General features: G+C 71.5%; 18 protein-coding genes and 2 pseudogenes. 10 read left to right on the top strand and 10 right to left on the bottom strand.

Annotation, left to right across the window (positions count from 1 at the left end; genetic code table 11):
- Positions 1–149: 149 nt before the first annotated feature.
- Both ACYVMZ_RS34555 and ACYVMZ_RS34550 read left to right on the top strand, forming a co-directional pair.
- Positions 150–1,025, top strand: a complete 876-nt coding sequence (locus ACYVMZ_RS34555) for an undecaprenyl-diphosphate phosphatase (protein ID WP_461086840.1) — start codon at positions 150–152, stop codon at positions 1,023–1,025.
- A gap of 143 nt (positions 1,026–1,168) precedes the next feature.
- On the top strand, positions 1,169–1,348 hold the full coding sequence (locus ACYVMZ_RS34550; protein ID WP_461086839.1) for a hypothetical protein: 180 nt from the start codon (positions 1,169–1,171) through the stop codon (positions 1,346–1,348).
- A gap of 17 nt (positions 1,349–1,365) precedes the next feature.
- Here ACYVMZ_RS34550 and ACYVMZ_RS34545 read toward each other — a convergent pair.
- Positions 1,366–2,011: pseudogene (locus ACYVMZ_RS34545) on the bottom strand (DUF4291 domain-containing protein).
- 92 nt (positions 2,012–2,103) lie between these two features.
- On the opposite strand from ACYVMZ_RS34545, the gene ACYVMZ_RS34540 reads away from it, so the two are divergent.
- Entirely contained in the window at positions 2,104–2,580 is a 477-nt protein-coding gene (locus ACYVMZ_RS34540) for a nuclear transport factor 2 family protein (RefSeq protein WP_461086838.1), read from the top strand.
- 81 nt (positions 2,581–2,661) lie between these two features.
- Positions 2,662–4,254 carry an apolipoprotein N-acyltransferase gene (gene lnt, locus ACYVMZ_RS34535; RefSeq protein ID WP_461086837.1) on the top strand — a complete coding sequence of 531 codons (1,593 nt, stop codon included), beginning with the start codon at positions 2,662–2,664 and terminating at the stop codon, positions 4,252–4,254.
- Here the strand turns inward: lnt and ACYVMZ_RS34530 are convergent.
- Together ACYVMZ_RS34530 and ACYVMZ_RS34525 are read right to left on the bottom strand one after the other, a co-directional pair.
- Positions 4,178–5,083, bottom strand: a complete 906-nt coding sequence (locus ACYVMZ_RS34530; protein ID WP_461086836.1) for a Gfo/Idh/MocA family protein — start codon at positions 5,081–5,083, stop codon at positions 4,178–4,180. The two genes, lnt and ACYVMZ_RS34530, sit on opposite strands and share 77 nt — an antisense overlap.
- A 22-nt stretch (positions 5,084–5,105) precedes the next feature.
- Positions 5,106–6,281, bottom strand: a pseudogene (locus tag ACYVMZ_RS34525) (FAD-dependent monooxygenase); the annotation flags it as partial.
- Between the two features lie 90 nt (positions 6,282–6,371).
- Here ACYVMZ_RS34525 and ACYVMZ_RS34520 point away from each other — a divergent pair.
- The 3 genes from ACYVMZ_RS34520 (at position 6,372) to ACYVMZ_RS34510 (ending at position 8,156) form a co-directional block, all read left to right on the top strand.
- On the top strand, positions 6,372–6,962 hold the full coding sequence (locus tag ACYVMZ_RS34520; protein ID WP_461086835.1) for a TetR/AcrR family transcriptional regulator: 591 nt from the start codon (positions 6,372–6,374) through the stop codon (positions 6,960–6,962).
- Positions 6,963–7,006: 44 nt separating this feature from the next.
- Entirely contained in the window at positions 7,007–7,519 is a 513-nt protein-coding gene (locus tag ACYVMZ_RS34515; RefSeq protein WP_461086834.1) for a DinB family protein, read from the top strand.
- Between the two features lie 271 nt (positions 7,520–7,790).
- The gene (locus tag ACYVMZ_RS34510; RefSeq protein WP_461086833.1) at positions 7,791–8,156 is read left to right on the top strand and encodes a hypothetical protein; all 366 of its coding nucleotides are present in this window, start codon (positions 7,791–7,793) and stop codon (positions 8,154–8,156) included.
- Between the two features lie 63 nt (positions 8,157–8,219).
- On the opposite strand, the gene ACYVMZ_RS34505 is transcribed toward ACYVMZ_RS34510, so the two are convergent.
- From ACYVMZ_RS34505 to fabG, 5 genes are all read right to left on the bottom strand, one after another.
- Positions 8,220–8,732 (bottom strand): hypothetical protein, encoded by a 513-nt coding sequence (locus tag ACYVMZ_RS34505; protein WP_461086832.1) that lies wholly within the window; start codon positions 8,730–8,732, stop codon positions 8,220–8,222.
- A gap of 112 nt (positions 8,733–8,844) precedes the next feature.
- On the bottom strand, positions 8,845–9,528 hold the full coding sequence (gene ung / locus ACYVMZ_RS34500; protein ID WP_461086831.1) for a uracil-DNA glycosylase: 684 nt from the start codon (positions 9,526–9,528) through the stop codon (positions 8,845–8,847).
- Positions 9,529–9,619: 91 nt separating this feature from the next.
- A complete protein-coding gene (locus ACYVMZ_RS34495) occupies positions 9,620–11,206 on the bottom strand; it encodes an ABC transporter substrate-binding protein (protein ID WP_461086830.1) in 1,587 nt (528 codons plus the stop codon).
- Between the two features lie 188 nt (positions 11,207–11,394).
- Positions 11,395–12,162, bottom strand: coding sequence for an SDR family oxidoreductase (locus ACYVMZ_RS34490; protein ID WP_461086829.1), 768 nt, complete (start codon positions 12,160–12,162; stop codon positions 11,395–11,397).
- Between the two features lie 11 nt (positions 12,163–12,173).
- Positions 12,174–12,935, bottom strand: a complete 762-nt coding sequence (gene fabG, locus ACYVMZ_RS34485) for a 3-oxoacyl-ACP reductase FabG (RefSeq protein WP_461086828.1) — start codon at positions 12,933–12,935, stop codon at positions 12,174–12,176.
- 294 nt (positions 12,936–13,229) lie between these two features.
- Here fabG and ACYVMZ_RS34480 point away from each other — a divergent pair, with 294 nt between their 5' ends.
- Positions 13,230–13,733: an excalibur calcium-binding protein gene (locus tag ACYVMZ_RS34480; RefSeq protein WP_461086826.1), complete on the top strand. Its 504-nt coding sequence runs from the start codon at positions 13,230–13,232 to the stop codon at positions 13,731–13,733.
- 63 nt (positions 13,734–13,796) lie between these two features.
- Here ACYVMZ_RS34480 and ACYVMZ_RS34475 read toward each other — a convergent pair whose 3' ends face one another.
- Together ACYVMZ_RS34475 and ACYVMZ_RS34470 are read right to left on the bottom strand one after the other, a co-directional pair.
- Entirely contained in the window at positions 13,797–14,213 is a 417-nt protein-coding gene (locus ACYVMZ_RS34475) for a DUF3037 domain-containing protein (protein WP_461086824.1), read from the bottom strand.
- Positions 14,210–14,965 carry a HipA family kinase gene (locus ACYVMZ_RS34470; RefSeq protein WP_461086822.1) on the bottom strand — a complete coding sequence of 252 codons (756 nt, stop codon included), beginning with the start codon at positions 14,963–14,965 and terminating at the stop codon, positions 14,210–14,212. The genes ACYVMZ_RS34475 and ACYVMZ_RS34470 overlap by 4 nt, the downstream gene beginning before the upstream one ends.
- Positions 14,966–15,435: 470 nt before the next feature.
- Here ACYVMZ_RS34470 and ACYVMZ_RS34465 point away from each other — a divergent pair, with 470 nt between their 5' ends.
- A complete protein-coding gene (locus ACYVMZ_RS34465; protein ID WP_461086820.1) occupies positions 15,436–19,707 on the top strand; it encodes a HAMP domain-containing protein in 4,272 nt (1,423 codons plus the stop codon).
- Positions 19,708–19,780: 73 nt separating this feature from the next.
- Complete coding sequence (locus ACYVMZ_RS34460) at positions 19,781–22,246, top strand: SpoIIE family protein phosphatase (protein WP_461086818.1); 2,466 nt, start codon at positions 19,781–19,783, stop codon at positions 22,244–22,246.
- Positions 22,247–22,966 lie beyond the last annotated feature (720 nt).

Raw genomic sequence — 22,966 nt, 5'->3', positions numbered from 1 at the left:
CACCGCCCGCTTCCCGGCCCCTGTGTCGGACCTGTCACCGGGGGACGCTACGCTTCCCCCTCGGCACGCCTGATCCCCAGATCACCGCACACGGCGGCGCGGTGTGCCCATCGCCCGTTCCTCGATCGGCACTTGGACTCGGTACCTTCATGACTTGGTTGCAATCCCTCATCCTCGGACTCGTCCAGGGACTGACCGAGTTCCTCCCCGTATCCTCCAGCGCGCATCTACGGCTGACCGCGGCCTTCTCGGGCTGGGAGGACCCCGGCGCCGCCTTCACGGCGATCACCCAGATCGGCACGGAGACCGCGGTGCTGATCTACTTCCGCAAGGACATCGGGCGGATCATCTCGGCGTGGACGCGCTCGCTCACGAACAAGGCGATGCGCAAGGATCCGGACGCGCGCATGGGCTGGCTGGTCATCGTCGGCTCCATCCCGATCGGTGTGCTCGGCGTGACGCTGAAGGACCAGATCGAGGGGCCGTTCCGGGACCTGCGCATCACGGCCACCATGCTGATCGGCATGGGCATCGTCCTCGGCATCGCCGACCGGCTGGCGGCCCGGGACGAGAGCGGCGGCCGGCACCGCGCGCCCAAGCAGCGCAAGGCCCTGGAGGACCTGGGCGTACGGGACGGCCTGATCTACGGCCTCTGCCAGGCCATGGCCCTCGTCCCCGGCGTCTCCCGCTCCGGCGCGACGATCAGCGGCGGCCTGTTCATGGGGTACCGGCGCGAGGCCGCGGCCCGCTACTCCTTTCTGCTCGCCATCCCGGCGGTGCTGGCGTCCGGCCTGTTCGAGCTGAAGGACGCCATGGAGAGCGACCACGTCTCCTGGGGCCCGACGGTCTTCGCGACGATCATCGCCTTCGCGGTCGGGTACGCCGTCATCGCCTGGTTCATGAAGTTCATCTCGACGAAGAGCTTCATGCCGTTCGTCTGGTACCGCCTGGCCCTCGGCGTGGTCATCATCGTGCTGGTCAGCATGGGCGTGCTGAGCCCGCACGCGGGCGAGCCGGCGCACTGACCGGCGAGGCCGGAAGCCGGCTCAGCAGCGGCTGACCGGCGAGTCAGTACCGGCACGCGGTCCGCGCGGCCGTGACCGAACCCATACCGGTCCCGTAGCCGTCCGGTAGCGGACTGTCAGTGCTTGCCCGTAGGCTTGTTCGCATGTCCCCCGATTCCGTGACCCCTGGTTCCGTGCGGTCTGCCGCCGAGGTCAACGAGGAGATCCGCGCCCTGTGGCGGCGCGCGGGCGGGTCCCTGTCGGCCCAGGAGCGCGCCGAGTACGAGCTGCTGGTGGTCGAGTGGGCGGCCGCGATCCGCAGCGAGGTCGTCGAGGCGGCCTGAAAGACCACGAGGCAGGCCTACCGCGTGTCACCTCCGCCTCCCACGACAGGAGACGGATCCTCCTGAATGCGCAGGTGCGCGAGCACGTCCTCGTCGAGCGGATACGGCCGCTCCTCGGGCAACAGCCCGGCGGCACGGTCGAGTTCGCCCGCCCATACCAGCCCGTGGATCCGCGTGGCCAGGGGCGTGACGTCCTCGATGCCGACGATCCACTCGTCGGCGTAGCGGGCCGCCGCCTCCCCCGCGAGCCAGCTGCAGCGACCGGTGCGGCAGCGGGTTGAGGTGCAGATCGCGCTCCGGGTCCCACTGCACGCGCGCGGGTGCCTGCCGCAACCGGCGCTTCCAGGCGGCCTCGTCGCCGTGCAGGGCGGGGACGTAGTGGGACAGGCAGGCGTCGCGCAGCGCCCGGACGAACCCCTCCCGGCGGATCTCGATCGCCAGGACGGTCTCCTGGTCCTGCTTCGTGCCCCAGCCGCAGCGGTACATCATCCACAGGAACGACGGCTTGATCCACGTCATGCGGTCCCGCTTCCAGGACGACGGGAAACGGCCGGCGCGGGCCGCGGCGCGGCCGATCTCGGGGCGGTAGGCCTGGTAGACGGTGACCGTGGAGGCGGTGTGGCGGGCGCGTACGCGGAATCTGGGCTCCTGCTGATCATTCACGGACCCAGACTGGAGGCAGGCCCGCGGCCACGGCCACCGAATATCACCGCGTCCCCCTTGGCGCGGCACCCCGCATGCCCAAGACTGATCCAATGACGCAGCGCGTGGAGCTCGCCACCGTGAGGGACCGGCTGGCCGTCGACGAGTTGATCACCGACTACGCGGTGACGGTCGACGACGGCGACTGGGAGGCATACCGGGGGCTGTTCACCCCGGACGGGCGGGCGGACTACCGCTCGGCCGGCGGCATCGAGGGCGACGCCGGGAAGGTCGCCGCATGGCTCGCCGAGAGCATGCGGCAGTTCCCGATACGCCAGCACCTGATCGTCAACCGCCGGGTGCGCTTCGGGATCCAGGAGCAGGACACCGGCGACACGGCCCACGTCCAGGCCGACTACGTCAATCCCATGGGCACCACCGGATCCGGCGCCGCGCCCGACTTCGTGTGCGGCGGCCGTTACGCCTTCGCGCTGCTGCGGACCGACGACGGCTGGCGGCTGCGCGAGGTCGTCGTACGGGAGAAGTGGCGGCGCCTTCCCGACCGTGAAGCAGGCCCTGTGATCAACTGAGCCGACGCGCTCGGTTTGTGCGCCCTGTTCCGGATCACCCGCAGGGCGCACACTGGAGGCACCGCGGGTAGGGAGGGGCCTATGAAGACGCTCGGCCACTGGCTCGCCTCCCCGTGGCGGCGCTCGGCCGCCGCGGCGGTCGCGGGTGCCCTGCCCGTCCTCGCATTTCCCGGCCCGGCCCTGTGGTGGTTCGCCTATGTCGCCCTGGTCCCCTGGATTCTGCTGACGCGCACCGCCCCGACCGGGAAACGGGCGGCGTACGACGGCTGGTGGGGCGGGTTCGGCTTCATGCTGGCGATGCACCACTGGCTGCTGCCGAACCTGCACGTGTTCACCTTCGTCATCGCCTCGCTGCTCGGCGCGCTGTGGGCGCCGTGGGGCTGGCTGGTGCGCCGCCTGCTGGCGGGGACGCCCTCGCGGGGCCGGATCGCGGCCGCCCTCGCCGTGCTGCCGTCGGGCTGGCTGGCGGTGGAGCTGATCCGCTCCTGGCAGGGCCTCGGCGGGCCCTGGGGCGTGCTGGGTGCGAGCCAGTGGCAGGTCGACCCCGCGCTGCGGGTCGCGTCGGTGGGCGGGGTGTGGCTGATCAGCTTCCTGGTGGTGGCCGTCAATGTGGCGATCGCCGTGCTCGTCGCGGTGCGGCGGGCCCGCGTGCCCGCCGTGGCCGGGCTGCTCGCCACGGCCGTCGTGACGTCCATGGCCTGGGTGTGGTCACCGCGTCCCGACGTCGACGACCGGGTCAGGATCGCCGTTGTGCAGCCCGGTGTCATCCAGGGCAAGGACAGCGGAGACCGCCGGTTCGACCGGGAGGAGGAGCTCACCCGGCAGCTCGCCGGCCAGGACGTCGACCTGATCGTCTGGGGCGAGAGCAGCGTCGGCTTCGACCTGGGCCAGCGGCCCGACCTCGCCAGGCGGCTCGCGGCGCTGTCGCGCGAGACGGACGCCGAGATCCTGGTCAACGTGGACGCCCGGCGCTCCGACAAGCCCGGTATCTACAAGAGCTCCGTCCTCGTCGGCCCGGACGGCCTGACCGGCGACCGCTACGACAAGATGCGGCTCGTCCCGTTCGGCGAGTACATCCCGGCCCGCTCCCTGCTCGGCTGGGCGACCTCCGTGGGCGAAGCGGCGGCCGAGGACCGCAGGCGCGGCTCGCGGCAGGTGGTGATGGACACCGGGAACGCCGCGAACGCCGGGGACCGGCTGCGGATCGGCCCGATGGTGTGCTTCGAGACCGCCTTCCCCGACATGACCCGCCACCTCACCCAGGACGGCGCCGACGTCCTGGTCGGCCAGTCGGCGACCTCCACGTTCCAGGAGAGCTGGGCGCCCGCGCAGCACGCCTCGCTCGCCGCGCTGCGCGCCGCCGAGACCGGCCGGCCCATGGTGCACGCGACCCTGACCGGGGCCTCGGCGGTCTACGGCCCGAGCGGACAGCAGATCGGCCCGTGGCTCGGCACCGACGCGAGCACCACACAGGTGTACGACATCCCGCTCGCGCACGGCACCACGCCGTACGTCCGCTTCGGCCACTGGCCCGTGTACGCGGCGCTGCTGGTCCTCGCCGCCTGGGGCGCCGCCGAGGGCGGACGGGCGCTGCGGCTCAGGCGGCCCGCTCCTGAACCGCGCGTACCACCCGCTCGCACAACTCATGGGTCTCCAGCGCGTCCCGGGCGCTGAGCACCTTGCCCGCGCGGACCGCGTCCAGGAACGCCAGCACCACCTGCTCGATGCCGCGCTGCCGGGCCACCGGCACCCAGTCGCCGCGCCGCCGCACGGTCGGCTGCCCCTTGTGGTCGATCACTTCGGCGAGGTTGACCACCTGACGCTTGGTGTCCTGTCCGGAGACCTCCAGGATCTCCTCGGCCGAACCGCTGAGCCGGTTCATCACGCCGAGCGCGGTGAAGCCCTCCCCGGAGAGTTGCAGCACGACATGGTGCAGCAGACCCTTCTGGACGCGGGCGCGCACGGTCACGTCGTCGATCGGGCCGGGCACCAGGAAGCGCAGGGTGTCGACCACGTGGATGAAGTCGTCGAGGATCATCGTGCGCGGTTCCTCCGGCAGCCCGATCCGGTTCTTCTGCATGAGGATCAGCTCGCGCGGGTGGTCGGCGCACTGCGTGTAGCCGGGGGCGTACCGCCGGTTGAAGCCGACGGCGAGGCTCACGTTCCGCTCCTCGGCGAGCGCCACGAGCCGCGTCGAATCGGCGAGTTCGTACGCCAGCGGCTTGTCGACGTACGTGGGTACGCCCGCCTCGAGCAGCCTCGTCACGATCTGCGGGTGCACGGTCGTCGGCGCGTGGACGAAGGCGGCGTCGAGGTCCTGGGCGAGGAGGGAGTCCAGGGTGGCGTGCCGCCGGTCCGCCGGCAGGTGCAGGCCGTCGGCGACCCGGTCCAGCGTCGCGGGCGTCCGGGTCTGCAGGTGAAGTTCGACCCCGGGCTGGAAGGCGAGCACCGGGAGGTAGGCCTTCCGCGCGATGTCGCCGAGTCCGATGCAGCCGACCTTCACGGGGGTTCTCCTTCTGGGGATTGCCTGCTGAAGCCTGCTGGGAAGCATACGGCTGCTGCGGAGGCCGCCAGCCGGCGATCCCGTCGAAGCTCCGCAGGAGCAGCGCGGGCCCGGCCTTCGACAGCACGGCGACCGCGGTGTCGCGTACGGCGATCCCGACGGGGTTCCTCATGAGGTTGAGGCGGGCGATCCTGACGGCCTGGCGTGCGATGGCCGTCGTCCGGGGCAGCCGGGCCGCGGTGTAGGCGGGCAGATCGTCGGCATGGTGGGCGAGCACGATCGCGTCCTCGATGGCCTGGTTGCCGCCCTGCCCGAGCGTTGGCGGCATGGCGTGCGCGGCGTCGCCGACCAGGGCGACCCGGCCGTGATGGTAGGCGGGCAGGGGCTCGGTGATGTGGTGGACGTCGTGCCGCAGCACGTCCTCGGGGCGGGCGGCGGCCAGCACGGCGGGGACGGGGTCGTGCCAGTCGCCGAAGCGGCGCAGCAGTTCGGCCTTCTCGTCGTCGGGCGCGCGCTCACCGGCGGGGGCCAGGGCGGCGGCGTACGAGTAGACCCGGCCGTCCTTGAGCGGGTGCGTGCCCCAGATGCGGCCCCGGCCCCAGCTCTCGTGCGAGGCGAACCGCACGCCGGGCACCGGGATCAGCAGACGCCAGGTGGTGAATCCGGAGTAGACGGGACCGGGGTGGTCCGGGAACAGGACACGGCGTACGGCAGAGCCGATGCCGTCCGCGGCCACCACGAGGTCGGCCTCCAGCTCGCCGTCGGGGGTGCTGACGCGGGCCGGGCGGCCGGCGGCGCCGGGGTCGGCGACGGTCGCCGCGACGCCCGTGCGGACGGTGCCCGGCGGCAGTCGCGCGGCCAGGCTGTCGATGAGGGTGGCGCGGGGCAGCAGGACCAGCGGGCCGCCGAACCGTTCGGCCGCCTCGGCGGCACTGGAACGCGAGAGCCAGCGCCCGCCCGGGGAGCGCAGTCCCCCGTCGCCCGACCAGGCGGCGAGGTCCCGGACCGCGTCGCCGAGCCCGATGACGTCCAGCGCGCGCAGGGAGTTGGGGGCCAGGGAGATGCCCGCGCCGACCGGCTCCAGTGAGCGGGCCCGCTCCAGCACGGTCACCTGGAGGCCGCGCTGGTGCAGGGCCGCCGCGGCGGTGAGGCCCCCGATCCCGCCGCCGATCACGACGGCCCGCTTCGCCCGTGCCATGGCTCCTCCTCGCACCCGAAGCATCCGCACTACATCTGTAGTACGCGTCGACTGTACTACAGCCGTAGTGCGGCGGATAGGTTGACCTCCATGTCCGTTCGCACCGCAGGCGCCTCACGCGCCGATCTCGTCGCCGACACCGCGCTCGCCCTGCTCGCGGAGCGGGGGATGCGCGGGCTCACGCACCGGGCGGTCGACGAGGCGGCCGGGCTCCCCCTGGGCTCCACCTCGAACCTCGCGCGGACCCGCCAGGCGCTGCTGGAACTGGCGGTGCGGCGCCTCGCCGAGCGTGAGGCGCGGGTGCTGGCGCTGCACGAGATGCCGGACCCGCGGGCCGGACGCGGCTCGCGGGTGGACGCGCTGGCCCTGGCGACGCACCGTGCCCTGACCCGCAACCGCGAACTGACCCTTGCCCGTTACGAGTTGGCCCTTGAGGCCACCCGCCGTCCCGAGCTGCGGGCCTACTTCGACGCGACGGGTGCCCGCTTCCGCGACCAGCTGGCCGCGATGGTCACCGCGATGGGCTCGGCGGACCCGGACCGGCACGTGCTGTCGCTGGTGGCCTGGGCGGACGGGCTGCTGTTCTCGTGCGTGGCCGGGTCGTTCAGCGCGCGGGTGCCGAGCCTGGACGAGGTGCGGGCGAGCCTGCGGGAACTCCTGGACGGCATGCTCGGCGGCTGAAAACCCGTTGGTGGGATCAGGCGGCGCTGGGCAAGGATGCGGGTATGACGACCGAGCGCCGTATGCCCGCCACGACCGCCGACGAACGCACCATGCTGGAGGGCTGGCTGGAGTTCCACCGGCAGACCCTGGCGTGGAAGTGCGAGGGCCTGAGCGACGACCAGCTGAAGTCCGCCTCGGTGGAGCCCTCCGAGCTGTCCCTGATGGGGCTGGTGCGGCACATGGCGGACGTGGAGCGGAGCTGGTTCCGCCGGGTGCTGGCGGGCGAGGACGCTGCGCCGATCCACTTCAGCGACGAGGACCGGGACGGCGCGTTCCACCTCACCGAGGCGGACACCTGGCAGGAGGCGTACACCACCTGGCAGGCCGAGATCGAGGCCGCCCGGCACAACGCGGCCCGCTTCGGCCTGGACGACATCTCCGAGGGCAGGCACCGCCGCACCGGCGAGCGGTACAACCTCCGCTGGATCTACACCCACATGATCGAGGAGTACGCCCGCCACAACGGCCACGCCGACCTGATCCGCGAGCGCCTCGACGGCGCCACCGGCGACTGACGTCAGCCCCGGCGGGGACGCGACCTCCGTACGGGGACGGAGATCACCCGTGCGGGGCATCCTCCGCCTGTCCGCTGTTCGGCATCCGGCCGGACCCAGCAGAGTGGCGCGGGTGCATCGAACGACCACCACAGCAACGCTCCTTGTGACCGTGGCTGTCTCGGCCCTCTCCGGCTGTACGACGGTCCAGCGTCCCCCTGTCCCCGGCCCGTCGGCGGCGCCGTCCCAGCCTCCCGCGCCCCGGCCGGACGGCCGGAGGGAGACCCAGATCGTGCAGGCCCCGGCACGGGAGGCCCTGGAGCTCATCGGCCCGTCCCGGTCCCGGTCCCGGTCCCCGGAGCCGACCGCGACGACGTCACGCCGTGCCGCTCCCGCGGCGCCCGCGCCGGAGCGGAAGCGGCCGTCCGACCACCAGGACCGCGGCCCTCGCTCGGCACACCCGGAATCCCGCAGGCCGGAGGCGCGGCACCCGCAGCGGCCGCACATCGACATCCCGGATGTCTCCGAGTCGGTGCGGCGCGACGTCCAGCGAGACGTCGACAAGAGCGCGGACGTGTGCGCGCTGGGCAGGAAGTACGGGGGATGGCGGGCCGACAGCCCGGAGGCGACGATCTGCCGGCAGACGTACGGGCGTTGACGGGGCAAGGAGGCTGAGGGCGATCTGCGAGCGGCCGCACGCGAACCGGCGGCCGCATGCCGCCTAGGGCCGCTGTCTGGGCGGCCCCCACGTCCCCCCGGTCCCCCCGCCCTCACCGAGCCGCGACTCCAGTTCCCGGATGGCCGCCCGCACGCCGTCCCCGTACCTGTCGTCGGCCAGCGCGTCGGCCGCCCCGCGGGCCCACCGCAGGTGGGTGCGGGCGGCCTCGCGACGGCCGAGCTTGACGTAGTCCGCGGCCAGATTCAGATGCAGCGACGGGTACAACGCGCGGACCGCGACCGCTGCCTCGGCCGGCCGGTCGCCACCGGCCTCCTCCGCGGCCGTCAACGCCCGCAGATCCCACGCCAGTTCGTCCGCGGGATCGTCCTGGGTGTCGGCCAGGTAGTGGGCCAGCGTGCAGCGGTGCAGCGGATCGCCGTGCTCGCCGATCTCCGCCCACAGGTCCAGGAAGCGGTGCCGGGCCTCCTCGCGGTCCCCGGCGTGATGCAGCAGGACGACCTGCCCGATCCGCGTCAGCACGGCGTCCGGCGCCGCCTGCCCCTGTCGCTCCGCCACCGCGCCCTCCGCACCACTCGCCGGCTGTCCTGCCCCGACGCTAACCGCAGGCGCGGACGATCCCGGTCAGGCGGCACCGGGCCGGTCCGGCGGAGGACCGGCCCGGTGGCGCTCAGCCCAGGTTCGGGATGGTCCAGTCGATCGGCTCGTGCCCCTGCCGGGCCACGGCCTCGTTGATCTGCGTGAACGGCCGGGAGCCGAAGAACTTCTTCGCCGACAGCGGCGAGGGGTGGGCGCCCTTGACGACCACGTGCCGGGTCTCGTCGATCAGCGGGAGCTTCTTCTGCGCGTAGTTGCCCCACAGCACGAACACCGCCGGGTCGGGCCGCTCGGCCACCGCGCGGATCACCGCGTCGGTGAACTTCTCCCAGCCCCGGCCCTTGTGCGAGTTCGCCTCGCCGCCGCGGACCGTGAGCACCGCGTTGAGCAGCAGGACGCCCTGCCGGGCCCACGGCATCAGATAGCCGTTGTCCGGGATGGGCGTGCCCAGCTCCTCGTGCATCTCCTTGTAGATGTTCCGCAGGGACGGCGGGATCTTCACCCCGGGCCGGACGGAGAAGCACAGGCCGTGCCCCTGACCCTCGCCGTGGTAAGGGTCCTGGCCGAGGATCAGCACTTTCACCCGGTCGTACGGCGTCGCGTCCAGGGCGGCGAAGACCTCCTCGCGCGGCGGGTAGACGGGACCCTTCGCCCGCTCCTCCTCGACGAACTCGGTCAGCTCCTTGAAGTAGGGCTGCTGCAGCTCGTCACCCAGAACCCCGCGCCAGGACTCGGGCAGCATGGCGATGTCGGTCACGTCAACGTCCTCACGTGTGTGGTCACTTCCCGGCCACAGAACCTACCGGCGACCACTGACAACCGGCCCCGCGGACGGGCCCTGTCCCGGTCTACCAGCTGGTCTTCCGGGACAGCTCCCACGTCATCATGATCGTCGACGGGTCCAGGGCCCGCTCCGCGCCCGAGATGTCCCGGCTCGCGGCCACGTACTGCCGGCCCTGCCACAGCGGCAGCAGCCGCGCGTCGTCCACCAGGATCCGCTGCGCCTCCTCGAACTCCTTCACCACGTTCGCGCGGTCGCTCTCCCGGCGCGACCGGGGCAGCAGGTCGTTGGTGATGCGCGGCGCCGGGTAGGGCGTTCCGAGCGCGTTCTGCTCGCCGACGAACGGGGCGATGAAGTTGTCGGCGTCCGGGAAGTCGGGGAACCAGCCACGGCCGAACACCGGGTACTCGCCCTTCTGGTAGCCCTCGACGTAGGTCTTCCAGGGACGGCTCTTGAGGGTGATCGTGAACAGGCCGGAGTCCTCGAGCTGGCGCTCGAGCTCCTTGAACTCCAGGGCGGTCTCCGAGCCGTAGCGGTCGGAGGTGTACCAGAGGGTGAGCGGCACGGGCTGGGTGATGCCCGCGTCGGTGAGGATCTTGCGCGCCCTGGCGACGCTGGGGTCGCCGTAGTCGTCGAAGAAGCCCGTGGTGTGGCCCGTCAGGCCCTTGGGGACCATGGAGTACAGCGGGTCGACGGTGTCCTTGTAGACCTTGTGGGCGATCGCCGCCCGGTCGACGACCTGGGCGACGGCCTGGCGTACGGGCTTCTTGCTCGCCCACGGGTCCTTCGGGTTGAACACCAGGTAGTTGATGTCGGTGCCGGTGCCGTCGATCAGCTGGATGTCCTGGTACCTGGAGGTCCTGCTCTGCAGCTCGATGACGTCGCCCGCGGCCAGACCGCGGTAGGTCAGGTCGATCTCCTTGTCCCGCAGCGCCTTGACCATGGCGGCGGAGTCCTGGAAGTAGCGGACGGTCACCGCGTTGTTCCGGTGCTCCGCGTAGCCCTTGTAGCGGTCGTTCTTCACGAGCTCGGCCTGCTTGCCGTCCTCGTACGACCGGAGGGTGTACGGCCCGGAACCCACGATGTCGCCGTCCTCGCGCAGCGCGTTCGCGGGGTAGTCGTCGGGCGCGACGATCGACATGGCGGGCGTGGCGAGCACGAACGGGAAGGTGGCGTCCGGCTTGTTCAGACGGAAGACGACCTCCCGCTCGCTCGGCGCCTGGACCCGCTCGAGGCTGCCCAGCAGACCGGCGGGCCCGCCGTTGACGTTGATCTTCCGGATCCGGTCGATGGAGTGCTTGACCGCCTGCGCGTCGAGCGGATCGCCGTTGGAGAAGGTCAGGCCCTTGCGCAGTTCGCAGCGGTACACCTGGTTCGAGCTGTCGGAGAAGCCGCACTTCTCGGCGGCGTCGGGCTGGGGCGTGGTCGCCCCGACCGGGTAGCTGAGCAGCGTCTGGTAGATGTTGCGGAACAGCTCCCAGGAGCTGTCCCAGGAGGCGGCAGGGTCCAGCGTGCTCGGGGCACTGGTGGTGCCCAGGACGATCGGTCCCTCGTCGTCCGGGGTGTCGGACGACAGGACGCCGCACCCGGTCACCAGGGACCATATGGACGCGATGGCCGCCACCCGCCGCAGGCATCGGTTCCGGTTGAACACGCGCACGCTCCTCGATCTGCCATACCAAGGGTCGGCAGACCATACCGCAGCGTCCCGCCCGTCGGCCCTCCCCGTACCGGTTCTTGAGACCGGGGCACCGGGCCGACGTCCATGACGACGTTGTCACCGCCTGGACGCCGGCACGGGCGCCCTTGCGTCACCGGGCGCCCGTGCCGAAGCGGTGCGTGTCAGGCCACGCCGGCGTTCAGGAAGATGCCGCCGTCGACCACCAGCGTCTGGCCGGTGACCCAGTCGGACTGCTCCGAGGTGAGGAAGGCGGCGGCGCCGCCGATGTCGGAGGGCACGCCGAGCCGGCCCAACGGGTAGGCCGCGGCGGCCTCCGCCTCCCGGCCCTCGTACAGGGCCTGGGCGAACTTGGTCTTCACGACGGCCGGGGCGATCGCGTTGACCCGCACCTTGGGCGCGAACTCGTGCGCCAGCTGCACGGTCAGGTTGATCATGGCGGCCTTGCTGACGCCGTACGCGCCGATGAACGGCGAGGGCGCGAGGCCCGCGACGGAGGCGATGTTGACGATCGCGCCGCCGTTGTCCTTCTGCCAGGCGTGCCAGGTCTTCTGGGCGAAGCCGAGCGCCGAGATCACGTTGGTCTCGAACACCTTGCGCGCCACGTTCAGGTCGAGGTCGGCGATCGGCCCGAACACCGGGTTCGTCCCGGCGTTGTTGACCAGGAAGTCGACGCGGCCGAAGGCCTCCATCGTGCGCTCGACGGCGATCGCCTGGTGGGCCTCGTCGTGGGCCTTGCCGGCGACGCCGATGACGCGGTCGGCGCCGAGCTTCTCGACGGCCTCCTTCAGGGCCTCCTCGTTGCGGCCGGTGATGCACACGCGGTCGCCGCGCGCGATCAGCGCCTCGGCGACGCCGTAGCCGATGCCGCGGCTGGCGCCCGTGACGAGCGCGACCTTGCCCGACGGCTCGGGGAGTTCCGTGGAAGTCATGTCCCTGCCCCTCAGTTGAGCGGTCCGCCGGCGACGTACAGCACCTGGCCGGAGACGAAGCCGGCCGCGTCGCCGGTGAAGAAGGCGATGGCGTTGGCGATGTCCTCCGGCTCGCCCACGCGCTGCACCGGGATCTGGCTCGCGGCGGCGGCCTTGAAGTCCTCGAAGCCCATGCCGACGCGCTCGGCGGTGGCCTTGGTCATCTCGGTGACGATGAAGCCGGGGGCGACGGCGTTGGCGGTGACGCCGAACTTGCCGAGCTCCTTGGCGAGGGTCTTGGTGAAGCCCTGCAGGCCCGCCTTGGCGGCCGAGTAGTTGACCTGGCCGCGGTTGCCGAGCGCGGAGGACGAGGACAGGTTGACGATCCGGCCGAAGCCCGCGTCGACCATGTGCTTCTGGCAGGCCTTCGACATCAGGAAGGCGCCGCGCAGGTGCACGTTCATGACCGTGTCCCAGTCGGAGACGCTCATCTTGAACAGCAGGTTGTCGCGCAGCACGCCCGCGTTGTTGACGAGGATCGTCGGCGCGCCGAGTTCCTCGGCGACGCGGGCGACGGCCGCCTCGACCTGGGCCTCGTCGGAGACGTCGCAGCCGACCGCGATGGCCCTGCCGCCGGCGGCGGTGATCTTCTCGACGGTGTCCTTGCACGCGGCCTCGTCGAGGTCGAGCACGGCGACCGCGCGGCCCTCGGCGGCCAGTCGTACGGCGGTGGCGGCGCCGATGCCGCGCGCGGCACCGGTGACTACGGCGACCCGCTGCTCAGTGGTGGACATTGCTGCTTCTCCTCGCCCTTGGGATGCGGCTCCTGCGGACCGCTCATCGGTGAGCGACCGCTTAGTACCTTCAGCAGACGTGACGCTAGAAGCCCTGGCACCCGGTGTCAACGGCCGACCGGGTGCGTGTGATCCATTCCTTGCCGGACCGACGCACGGCGGACGCGCGCCTCCCTCATCCTCGCGCGATGACGCCCGCCCCGGCACCCGATCGGCCTACGGCTGCGCGCCGCCGCCCCGCACGGCCCCTAGCGTCGAAGCGCGAGCCACCCGTGGCCGGAAAGGAGGCGCTCCATGCGCCGTCGCACCGGTGCCGTCGGCACGCTGTTCGCGATCGCCGCGATAGTGCCGTTGGCCGACCCCGCTCACGCTCAGGATCTCGACTGCCGCGACTTCACCTTCCAGGAGGACGCGCAGGCCGTCTTCGACGCGGACCCGAACGACCCCCACCGACTCGACGAGGATCAGGGCCCGGACGACGGCATCGCCTGCGAGGTGCTGCCGCGCCGCGGCGACGGTCTCACCTCCTCCACGTCCCGTCCCATGAGGCCCGCGACTCCCGCCGTCACGCCTACCGCCACACCTACTGTTACGCCGACCGCCACACCTACCGTTACGCCGACCGCCACACGTACCGCCACACCTGCCCACACCGCCACCCCGGCCCGTGGCGTGCGGGGCGGGCTGGGCGGCGCGTCGACCAGCGGGCCGAGTGACTGGGACATCGCCATCGGCCTGGCCTTCGTCACGGGCGGCGCGCTGACGGCCGGTTACCTGGTGAAACGCCGCAGGAGTTGACCTCTTCCGGGCATGCCTGCCGGGCATGCGCCGCCGGGCATGCGCTCCCGAGCGGAGGGTCGGTCACCGCACCAGCAACTCCAGCAGCCGCTCCGCCTCGGCCGCCGGATCGGTGGTGAGACCCGTGTGCACGGGGCCGGGCTGGACGATCGTGGAGCGGGGCGCGATCAGCCAGCGGAAGCGCCGCCCGGCGTCGTCCCCCGCGGCCTGTCCGGCCGCCGCTCCCCCGGCGCACACCCCCTCCACGGCACGCAGCGCGGCCCGTACGCCGGCGACGTCCGCGTCCGGGTCGAGGGCGAGCAGCCTGGCCTCGTCGAGGTGGGTGCGCGCCCCGACGTACGCCTGGGCGCGGCAGTACACGAGCACCCCGGCGTTGATGCACTCGCCGCGCTCGACGCGCGGGACGATCCTCAGGAGGGCGTACTCGAACAGGTCCCGGCCGCCGCCCTGGCCGGCCCTGATGATGTGGCGCTCGCTCACGTGACCCCCTGGATGCGTTCGTGGATGACGGCGGCGCGCGCGAGCAGCGGCCGCGCGTAGACCCGCCTCAGGTCGTCCGCCGTGTCGAAGCCGGGTTCGCCGACGAGCCAGGCGTCGGGGATCTCGGCGGTGACCTCGGCCAGCAGTTCCTCGGTGACCAGGGGTGCCAGCGCGGCGGCGGCAGCGGCGACGTCCGGTGCGAAGGGCCGCAGCGCGTGGTCGGAGGCGTCGTACGGGCGGGCGGCGGAGGCTGCGGCGCCGGGCCAGTTGTGGTGCCAGATCATGGTCGCGCCGTGGTCGATGAGCCACAGTTCGCCCCGCCGCACCAGCAGGTTGGGGTTGCGCCAGGAGCGGTCGACGTTGTTGACCAGGGCGTCGAACCAGACGATCCGCCCGGCCTCCTCGGAGCTCACCTCGAAGGCGAGGGGGTCGAAGCCGAGCGCGCCGGAGAGGAAGTCCATGCCGAGGTTGCGCCCTCCGCTCGACCTGAGGAGTTCCTGCACCTCCTGGTCGGGCTCGGCGAGCGCCAGCACCGGGTCGAGCTCGATCGTCACCAGCCGCGGCACCCGCAGGCCCAGGCGGCGGGCGAGTGCCCCGCAGACGACCTCGGCTACGAGCGTCTTGCGGCCCTGTCCCGCGCCGGTGAACTTCATGACGTACGTCCCGAAGTCGTCGGCCTCGACGAGTCCCGGCAGAGAGCCGCCCTCGCGCAGCGGCGTGATGTAGCGGGTCGCGGTGACCTCTTTCAACATTCCCGGGCCACCCGTCTGTTCAGGCTTGCATTCCACGACCAGCTTCGGAGGCGCCCCTTGCTTCCGGCCTCCGGCACGAAGTGAGCATAGTAACCGAGGGTGATCGCGGGCGAGGAGCGCCCGAGCCACCGCGGCAGGGAGAACTTCCTCCCTGCCCCTCCGGCTTCTTCCTGGCAAGCCGCTTGTCATCGACAACCGCCTCCGGAATGGAGGACGGCTCAAAACTTTTTTCGGTACCCCTGTTTCTCACGGGCATGCACGCTCCGCCCTTGTTCGGAGGCCCTTCCTCCCGACTTGGCCCCAGACTTTGTTCGGCGTCCGGAACATGGGTTAGCCTTCGGCGTATTTCCTCATCGCGCAGATCCGTGAACTGCGGAAATGCACGCACGACAGCGCGGGCCGCCGATCGGTCCGGAGGGGTTCGGAGTCCTCAATGCGCAGGACTCCTGGGGAGCGGAACAAGGGTGCGTATGACCAAGAACAGTACCGGGAGCGCCGATGCCGTCCCGGGCGATGAGGAGTTGCGGTGGCTCCTGGCCGGCCTGACGGCCGTACGGGACGGGGACTTCGGCACCCGCCTGCCGGATGACGCCGACGGCCTCATGGGCGACATCGCCAAGGTCTTCAACGGCATGGTGGACCAGCTGTCCGTGTTCACCTCCGAAGTCACCCGTGTGGCCCGCGAGGTCGGCACCGAGGGAACGCTCGGCGGGCAGGCGGAGGTGCCGGGCGTCTCCGGCACCTGGGCCAACCTGACGGACTCGGTGAACGCCATGGCGGGCAACCTGACCACACAGGTCCGCGACATCGCCCAGGTGGCCACGGCGGTGGCCAAGGGCGACCTCTCCCAGAAGATCGACGTGCCCGCTCGCGGCGAGATCCTGCAGCTGAAGGAGACCGTCAACACGATGGTCGACCAGCTGTCCGCCTTCGCCGACGAGGTCACCCGCGTCGCCCGCGAGGTCGGCAGCGAGGGGCGGCTCGGCGGACAGGCCCAGGTGCCGGGTGTGGCCGGCGTCTGGCGCGACCTGACCGACTCCGTGAACCACATGGCGGGCAACCTCACGAGCCAGGTCCGCTCCATCGCACAGGTGACCACGGCGGTGGCACAGGGCGACCTCTCCCAGAAGATCACCGTCGACGCCCGCGGCGAGATCCTGGAGCTCAAGAGCACCATCAACACGATGGTCGACCAGCTCTCCGCCTTCGCCGACGAGGTCACCCGCGTCGCCCGCGAAGTCGGCACCGAAGGCCGCCTGGGCGGACAGGCCGATGTCAAGGGCGTCAAGGGCACCTGGCGCGACCTGACCGACTCCGTGAACTTCATGGCGGGCAACCTCACCGGCCAGGTCCGCAACATCGCGCTGGTCGCGACCGCGGTGGCCAAGGGCGACCTCTCCCAGAAGATCACCGTCGACGCCCGCGGCGAGATCCTCGAACTGAAGAACACCATCAACACGATGGTCGACCAGCTGTCCGCCTTCGCCGACGAGGTCACCCGCGTCGCCCGCGAAGTCGGCACCGAAGGCCGCCTCGGCGGACAGGCCCAGGTACGCGGCGTGTCGGGAACCTGGAAGGACCTCACCGACAACGTCAACGTGATGGCCTCCAACCTGACCGGCCAGGTCCGCTCCATCGCCCAGGTCGCCACCGCCGTGGCGCGCGGCGACCTGTCGCAGCGGATCACGGTCGAGGCCAAGGGCGAGGTCGCGGCGCTGGCGGACGTCATCAACACGATGGTCGACACGCTGTCCGCCTTCGCCGACGAGGTCACCCGCGTCGCCCGCGAAGTCGGCACCGAAGGCCGCCTCGGCGGACAGGCGCACGTGCCGAACGTCGCCGGCACCTGGAAGGACCTCACCGACAACGTCAACTCGATGGCCAACAACCTCACCGGCCAGGTGCGGAACATCGCGCTGGTGACGACCGCGGTGGCCAAGGGCGACCTGTCGAAGAAGATCGACGTCGACGCCCGCGGCGAGATCCTCGAGCTCAAGACGACGATCAACACGATGGTCGACCAGCTCTCCGCCTTCGCCGACGAGGTGACGCGTGTCGCCCGCGAGGTCGGCACCGAGGGACGCCTCGGCGGACAGGCCGAGGTGGAGGGCGTCTCGGGCACCTGGAAACGCCTCACGGAGAACGTCAACGAGCTGGCGGGCAACCTGACCCGGCAGGTCCGCGCCATCGCCGAGGTCGCGAGCGCCGTCGCCGAGGGCGACCTGACGCGGTCGATCACCGTGGAGGCGTCCGGCGAGGTCGCCGAGCTCAAGGACAACATCAACTCCATGGTGGAGTCCCTGCGCGAGACCACCCGGGCCAACCAGGAACAGGACTGGCTCAAGACCAACCTCGCCCGTATCTCGAGCCTGATGCAGGGCCACCGCGATCTGCCCGTCGTGGCCGAGCTGATCATGGACGAGCTGGTCCCCCTGGTGTCGGCCCAGTACGGTGCCTTCTACCTGGCCGAGGACGGCGACGACGGGCCCGAACTGCGGCTCGTCGGCTCCTACGGCTACCCCGATGACAGCAGCCGGCCCACCCGCATCGCCTTCGGTCGCACCCTGGTCGGCCAGGCCGCACGCAGTCGGCGCACCATCACGGTGGACGAGTTGCCACCCGGCTACGTGACCATCTCCTCGGGGCTCGGCCAAGTGGTGCCGACCGCGCTGGTCCTGCTGCCCATCGTGGTCGAGGGGCAGGTCCTCGGCGTCATCGAACTGGCGTCGGTCACCCCCTTCACACAGATCCACCAGGACTTCCTGGCCCAGCTGATGGAGACCATCGGCGTCAACCTCAACACGATCGTGGCCAACGCCCGTACCGACGAGCTCCTGGTGGAGTCGCAGCGTCTGACGGCCGAACTCCAGGCCCGCTCGGCGGAGTTGCAGGTACAGCAGGAGGAGCTGCAGCGCTCCAACGCCGAACTGGAGGAGAAGGCGTCGCTGCTGGCGGCACAGAACCGGGACATCGAGGCCAAGAACCTGCAGATCGAGCAGGCGCGGCAGGAACTGGAGGCCCGTGCCCAGCAGCTGTCGCTGGCCTCGAAGTACAAGTCGGAGTTCCTGGCGAACATGAGCCACGAGCTGCGCACCCCGCTCAACAGCCTGCTCATCCTCGCCCAGTTGCTGGCCCAGAACCCGTCCCGCAACCTCACTCACAAGCAGGTCGAGTACGCGCAGATCATCCACTCCGCCGGCTCGGACCTGCTGCAGCTGATCAACGACATCCTCGACCTGTCGAAGGTCGAGGCCGGGAAGATGGACGTCGCGCCCGAGCGGGTGGCGCTGCGGCAGCTCATCGACTACGTCGAGGCCACCTTCCGGCCCATGACGACGCAGAAGGGCCTGGAGTTCGCGGTGACGACCGCTCCCGGCGCGCCCGCGGACCTGCTCACGGACGACTCCCGGCTGCGTCAGGTGTTGCGCAACCTCCTGTCGAACGCCGTGAAGTTCACCGAGCGGGGCCGTGTGGAGCTGAGCATCGAGCCGGCGGCGGACGACGAGGTGCCCGAGGGCGTGCTCCGCGGTGGCGCCGTGGTGGCGTTCCGCGTGAAGGACACCGGCATCGGCATCCCGGAGCAGCAGCTGGAGACGATCTTCGGCGCCTTCCAGCAGGCGGACGGCACGACGAGCCGCAAGTACGGCGGCACCGGTCTCGGCCTGTCCATCACCCGGGAGATCGCCCATCTGCTCGGGGGTGTCGTAACAGTGGACAGCACGCCCGGCCAGGGCAGTACGTTCACGCTCTTCCTGCCCGTGGCCCGTGCAGACTTCGAGGAACTGCTCGGCCACGGCGGGACCCCGGAGCGGGCCTCGGCCGAGCCCCTCCCCGGGGGACTGTCCCGCCCGGCCCCGATGCCCCAGCTCGGGCCCGAAACGCGGCCCCGGCGCCTGCTTGTAGTGGAGGAGCGGCCGCGCGGTCTGCTCACCCTCGTCGCGGAGAGCGTGGTCGCGGACCTGACGCTCGGCCGGGAAGACGGTGGGCAGCGGCCCTCGGTCGACATCATCACCGCCGTCGGGGCGCAGGAGGCGGCGGGCGCCCTCGCGGCCGAACCGTGCCACTGCGTCGTCCTGGAGCTGGGCATGCAGGACGGCGAGGCGTCGCGGTTCCTTCAGGCCCTGGAGGGTGACTCGGCGCTGGCGAGCGTGCCGGTGCTGGTGCACAGCAGTCACCCCACGGACATGTCCGTGGAAGAGACACTGCGGTCCCGCTCGTCCGGCGGGGCACTGGAGTTCCTGTCCAGCCTCGACGAACTGCGCGAGCGCATCGCCCTGCACCTGTCCGCCGAGGAACCCGGGGAGGTACTGGCCCTGGTCCGGCCCGAGGAACCCCAGCGTCTGACGCCGCACCCCGTTGACGATGAGCCTGCCGGCCACACCGTCCTCGTCGTCGACGACGACGCGCGGAACCTGTTCGCGCTCAGCGGGATCCTGGAACTCCACGGTTTCCGGGTCCTGCACGCCGAAAACGGGCGCAAGGGCATCGAGACGCTGGTCACGAACCCTGACGTCGCGCTCGTACTGATGGACGTGATGATGCCGGAGATGGACGGCTACACCGCGACGGCCGAGATCCGCAGGATGCCTCAGTACGCCGAGCTGCCCATCATCGCTGTCACGGCGAAGGCGATGCCCGGCGACCGGGAGAAGAGCCTCGCCTCTGGCGCCAGCGACTACGTCACCAAGCCCGTCGACACGCGCGACCTCATCGCCTGTGTCCGGCGCTGGCTGCCCGCATGAGTACGCCGGTGCCCGTCCCGCAGCGTCTCCTGTTCCGCGCCCCAGGGCGCTCCAGCCGAGGAGCATCCGCACCGTGAGCATGTCCGAGCATCCGCGCGAACCGGGCCCGGGCGATGAGCCGGAGCTCGAATCCGCCGCCGCCCCGGCGTCCTCCTCGCTGTCGGTGACCTCCGCCGACACAGCGCCCGCGGATCTCGTGAAGGTCCCGCCCGTCTCACCGGTGGGCAGACTGGCGGCCACCGTGGAACGGCTCAGCCGGGAGGTGCGGGCCGCCCAGGCGGAGGCCGAGGGGCGTGCCCTGATCGAGCTCGCCAAGGGCATTCTGATCGAACGGCTGGGGTGCGGGCCTGCCCAGGCCGCTCGCCAGCTCGCCGAGCTGGCCGAGCAGGCTCGGGTCACCCCCCTGGAACTCGCGGTCGACATCATCAACCAGGCCGCGCGCGACCGGATGTCGGAAGTGACGGAGGCCTTCCTCGCCGCCACCAGGGCCGCCGACGAACCAGAGGCCGAGCCGGCCGGCGTACGCCTGCGCGCGGCCGAAAGCAGCGCGCTGGCGGCGAATGACACCCAGACCGTCGCCGACGCCCTGTTGGAGCAGGCGCTACGGCCTCTCGGCGCGGTGGCCGTGGCCGTCTGGGCCGCGGATTCCGACGGTTCACTCACCCTGGCGGGCAGCGCCGGGTTCTCCCCGGCCGAGGCCGCCCGCTGGCGTTACGTCCCACCGGACGTGGTGACGGTGGCGCGGCGCAGCCTCACCGAGCGCGAGGGACAGTGGATCACGTCCCTCGCGGAGACCGGACTGCCCAGCATCGGCCTGCACCACCATCCGGACGGCGGCAGGGCCGCCCTGCCCGCCGGCACCGGAGGACGCCTCCACGGCGTGCTGGAGATCGCCTGGCCGACGCCCCTGGCGTCACAGTCCCCACAGATAGTCCGCCAGGTGGAGGCCCTGGCCGAGCTGTGCGCCCACACGCTGGAGACGTACACGCTGCTGCACGGCCCCGTCCAGGAGCCGCGCGTCCTGCCGGACGCCGCGGAGCTGATGGACCTGGCCGACGGGCTGCACGACCCCGCCCTGGTCCTGGTGCCCCACCTCGACGGCGCCGGGAACCTGGTGGACTTCCGCATCCAGCACGTCAACAGCCGCTTCCTGGACCCGGCCGGCCGGCCGCGTACGGTCGTGAACGGCGCGCTGCTGCTGGAGGCCTACCCGATGGCCGCCGGGGACAGCGAGCTGTTCCAGCGCATCGAGCGCGTGTACGCCACCGGCGAGCCTTTCAGGGCCCGCCGGATGAACCTCACCGCCCTCGTCGACCAGGTCCCCCTCTCGGCGGTGGCGGACATCAGCATCAGCCGGCACGGCACCGCCGTCCTCCTCATCTGGCGCATCGAGGACGAGACGGCGCGGCTGGCGAGCCTGCTCCAGCATGCCCAGCGCCTCGGCCGCATCGGCGGCTTCGAGGAGAACGTGCTGACCGGCGACATCACCTGGAACGGGCAGCTGTTCGACCTCTACGGGCTCCCGCAGTCGAGCACCCCGGTGCCTCTGGAGAAGCTGGCGGCCCATGCGCACCCGGACGACGGCGTCGCCATCCGTCGCTTCCTGCGCACGCTCCTGCACCACCGGCGGCCGGCCTCCGTGGACTTCCGGCTGCAGCGGCCGGACGGGGTGACTCGCCACATCCGGGTCGTCGCCGAACCGGTCCTCGACACCGATGGCCGGCTGTTCCTCGTCCGCGGCGCCTGTCAGGACATCTCGGCCCAGCACTGGACCGAGGTGGCGCTCGCCGCCACCCGCGACCAGCTGGCGCACACCGAGCAGCAGGCCACCGAACGCAACCGGCTGACCCTCCAGTTGCAGCACGCCATCATGCCGCCCACGCAGGCACCGTTGCAGGTGCCCGGCCTCCAGGTGGCCGTCCGCTACCGGCCCGCGGAGACGGAGCAGTTGGTGGGCGGCGACTGGTACGACGCGGTCGTCCTGCCGTCCCGGCTGGTGCTGCTGTGCGTGGGGGACGTGGCCGGCCACGGCATCGAGGCCGCGACCAGCATGGTCGTCCTGCGCAACGCGCTGCGCGGCCTCGCGGTGACCGGCGCCGGGCCCGGCCAGCTGCTGTCCTGGCTGAACATCGTGGCCCACCACCTGACGGGCGCCGTCACCGCGACGGCGGTGTGCGGCCTGTACGACCCGGCCCGGCGGACGCTCCGCTGGGCCAGGGCGGGCCACCTGCCGCCCGTGCTCGTCCGGGACAACGAGGCCACTCCCCTGCCCTGGGTCAAGGGGATGCTGCTCGGAGCGCTGCCCGAGGCCGCGTACGAGGAGGCCGAGGCCCAACTGGCCGCCGATGACACCCTGTTGATGTACACGGACGGTCTGATCGAGCGCCGCGACCGGTCCATGGAGGAGTCCCTGACCCATCTGCTCACCACCGCCCGCACAGCGGCCAGCACACTCGACCAGCAGCTGGACCGCCTGCTGACCTACAGCAAGTCGGACACCGACGACGACACGTGCATCGTGGGCATCCGGGTCGGGTGAGGAACGCGGTGACGCGAGGGAACGCAGGGCTCCGGATGCCCGCTCTGACGACCGGTGTGCCAACGGGCAGGGGAGAGCCGGGCAGCCGGCTGGGCTCGGCCATGCCGCCGGCCGGGATTCCGACTGAGGACAGGCAGTGAAGGCTGGTCGCTCTTTGGCGAGACGTTCTGTGAGCCTTCGTCATACCGGGGCGTCCCGGTCGTGCGGCTCCACTCGGGCCAACGAGGTACGCCCCACCGGTCCCCCGACGCGCCCCTGAGGAGACGTCCGCCCTCCCACGCCTCAGTGTGAGTACGGCCTTCGCCCCTTCCGGGCGTGTGTGACCCGGCCACTCCGAGGGACCACGTGCGAGCCGTCGCAGCCGAGCGGGCTGATGGATCGCCTCGGTGTGGCGGCGATGCCGTCGGACGCCGACGGGCGGGTCGTGCTGTGGAGCCCGCAGGCCGAGGAGCTGTAGGGCTACTCCGCCGAGGAGGCGCTCGGGCGGTACGAGGCGCGGCTGCTCGCCCAAGCTGCGGGCCGTGTTCGACAAGCTGGCCGCGAAGTCGGGAACGGTCCTGGTCGTCGTGGGCCAGCCCGCCTGGACAGGCGCCCCGGCCCTGACAGGACGGCATGACGGCCACCGCCGACGGTCGGACCGCTCTGGGTGCTACTGCCAGACGTACCAACTGCAGTGGTACTCACGGGAGTCGTCCCAAAAGTCTCTGCTCGTTGGATCGC

Source organism: Streptomyces deserti (genome assembly GCF_054782695.1).
The sequence above is the reverse complement of the archived record's forward strand: the minus strand, read 5'-3'. Positions and strand labels throughout refer to the sequence as shown.

Excerpts from the sequence above, each read along its gene's own strand:
- fabG (WP_461086828.1), bottom strand. The coding sequence starts at position 12,935 with ATGTCCACCACTGAGCAGCGGGTCGCCGTAGTCACCGGTGCCGCGCGC.
- lnt (WP_461086837.1), top strand. The coding sequence starts at position 2,662 with ATGAAGACGCTCGGCCACTGGCTCGCCTCCCCGTGGCGGCGCTCGGCC.
- ACYVMZ_RS34550 (WP_461086839.1), top strand. The coding sequence starts at position 1,169 with ATGTCCCCCGATTCCGTGACCCCTGGTTCCGTGCGGTCTGCCGCCGAG.
- ACYVMZ_RS34480 (WP_461086826.1), top strand. The coding sequence starts at position 13,230 with ATGCGCCGTCGCACCGGTGCCGTCGGCACGCTGTTCGCGATCGCCGCG.
- ACYVMZ_RS34555 (WP_461086840.1), top strand. The coding sequence starts at position 150 with ATGACTTGGTTGCAATCCCTCATCCTCGGACTCGTCCAGGGACTGACC.
- ACYVMZ_RS34470 (WP_461086822.1), bottom strand. The coding sequence starts at position 14,965 with ATGTTGAAAGAGGTCACCGCGACCCGCTACATCACGCCGCTGCGCGAG.
- ACYVMZ_RS34540 (WP_461086838.1), top strand. The coding sequence starts at position 2,104 with ATGACGCAGCGCGTGGAGCTCGCCACCGTGAGGGACCGGCTGGCCGTC.
- ACYVMZ_RS34490 (WP_461086829.1), bottom strand. The coding sequence starts at position 12,162 with ATGACTTCCACGGAACTCCCCGAGCCGTCGGGCAAGGTCGCGCTCGTC.
- ACYVMZ_RS34515 (WP_461086834.1), top strand. The coding sequence starts at position 7,007 with ATGACGACCGAGCGCCGTATGCCCGCCACGACCGCCGACGAACGCACC.
- ACYVMZ_RS34520 (WP_461086835.1), top strand. The coding sequence starts at position 6,372 with ATGTCCGTTCGCACCGCAGGCGCCTCACGCGCCGATCTCGTCGCCGAC.
- ACYVMZ_RS34465 (WP_461086820.1), top strand. The coding sequence starts at position 15,436 with ATGACCAAGAACAGTACCGGGAGCGCCGATGCCGTCCCGGGCGATGAG.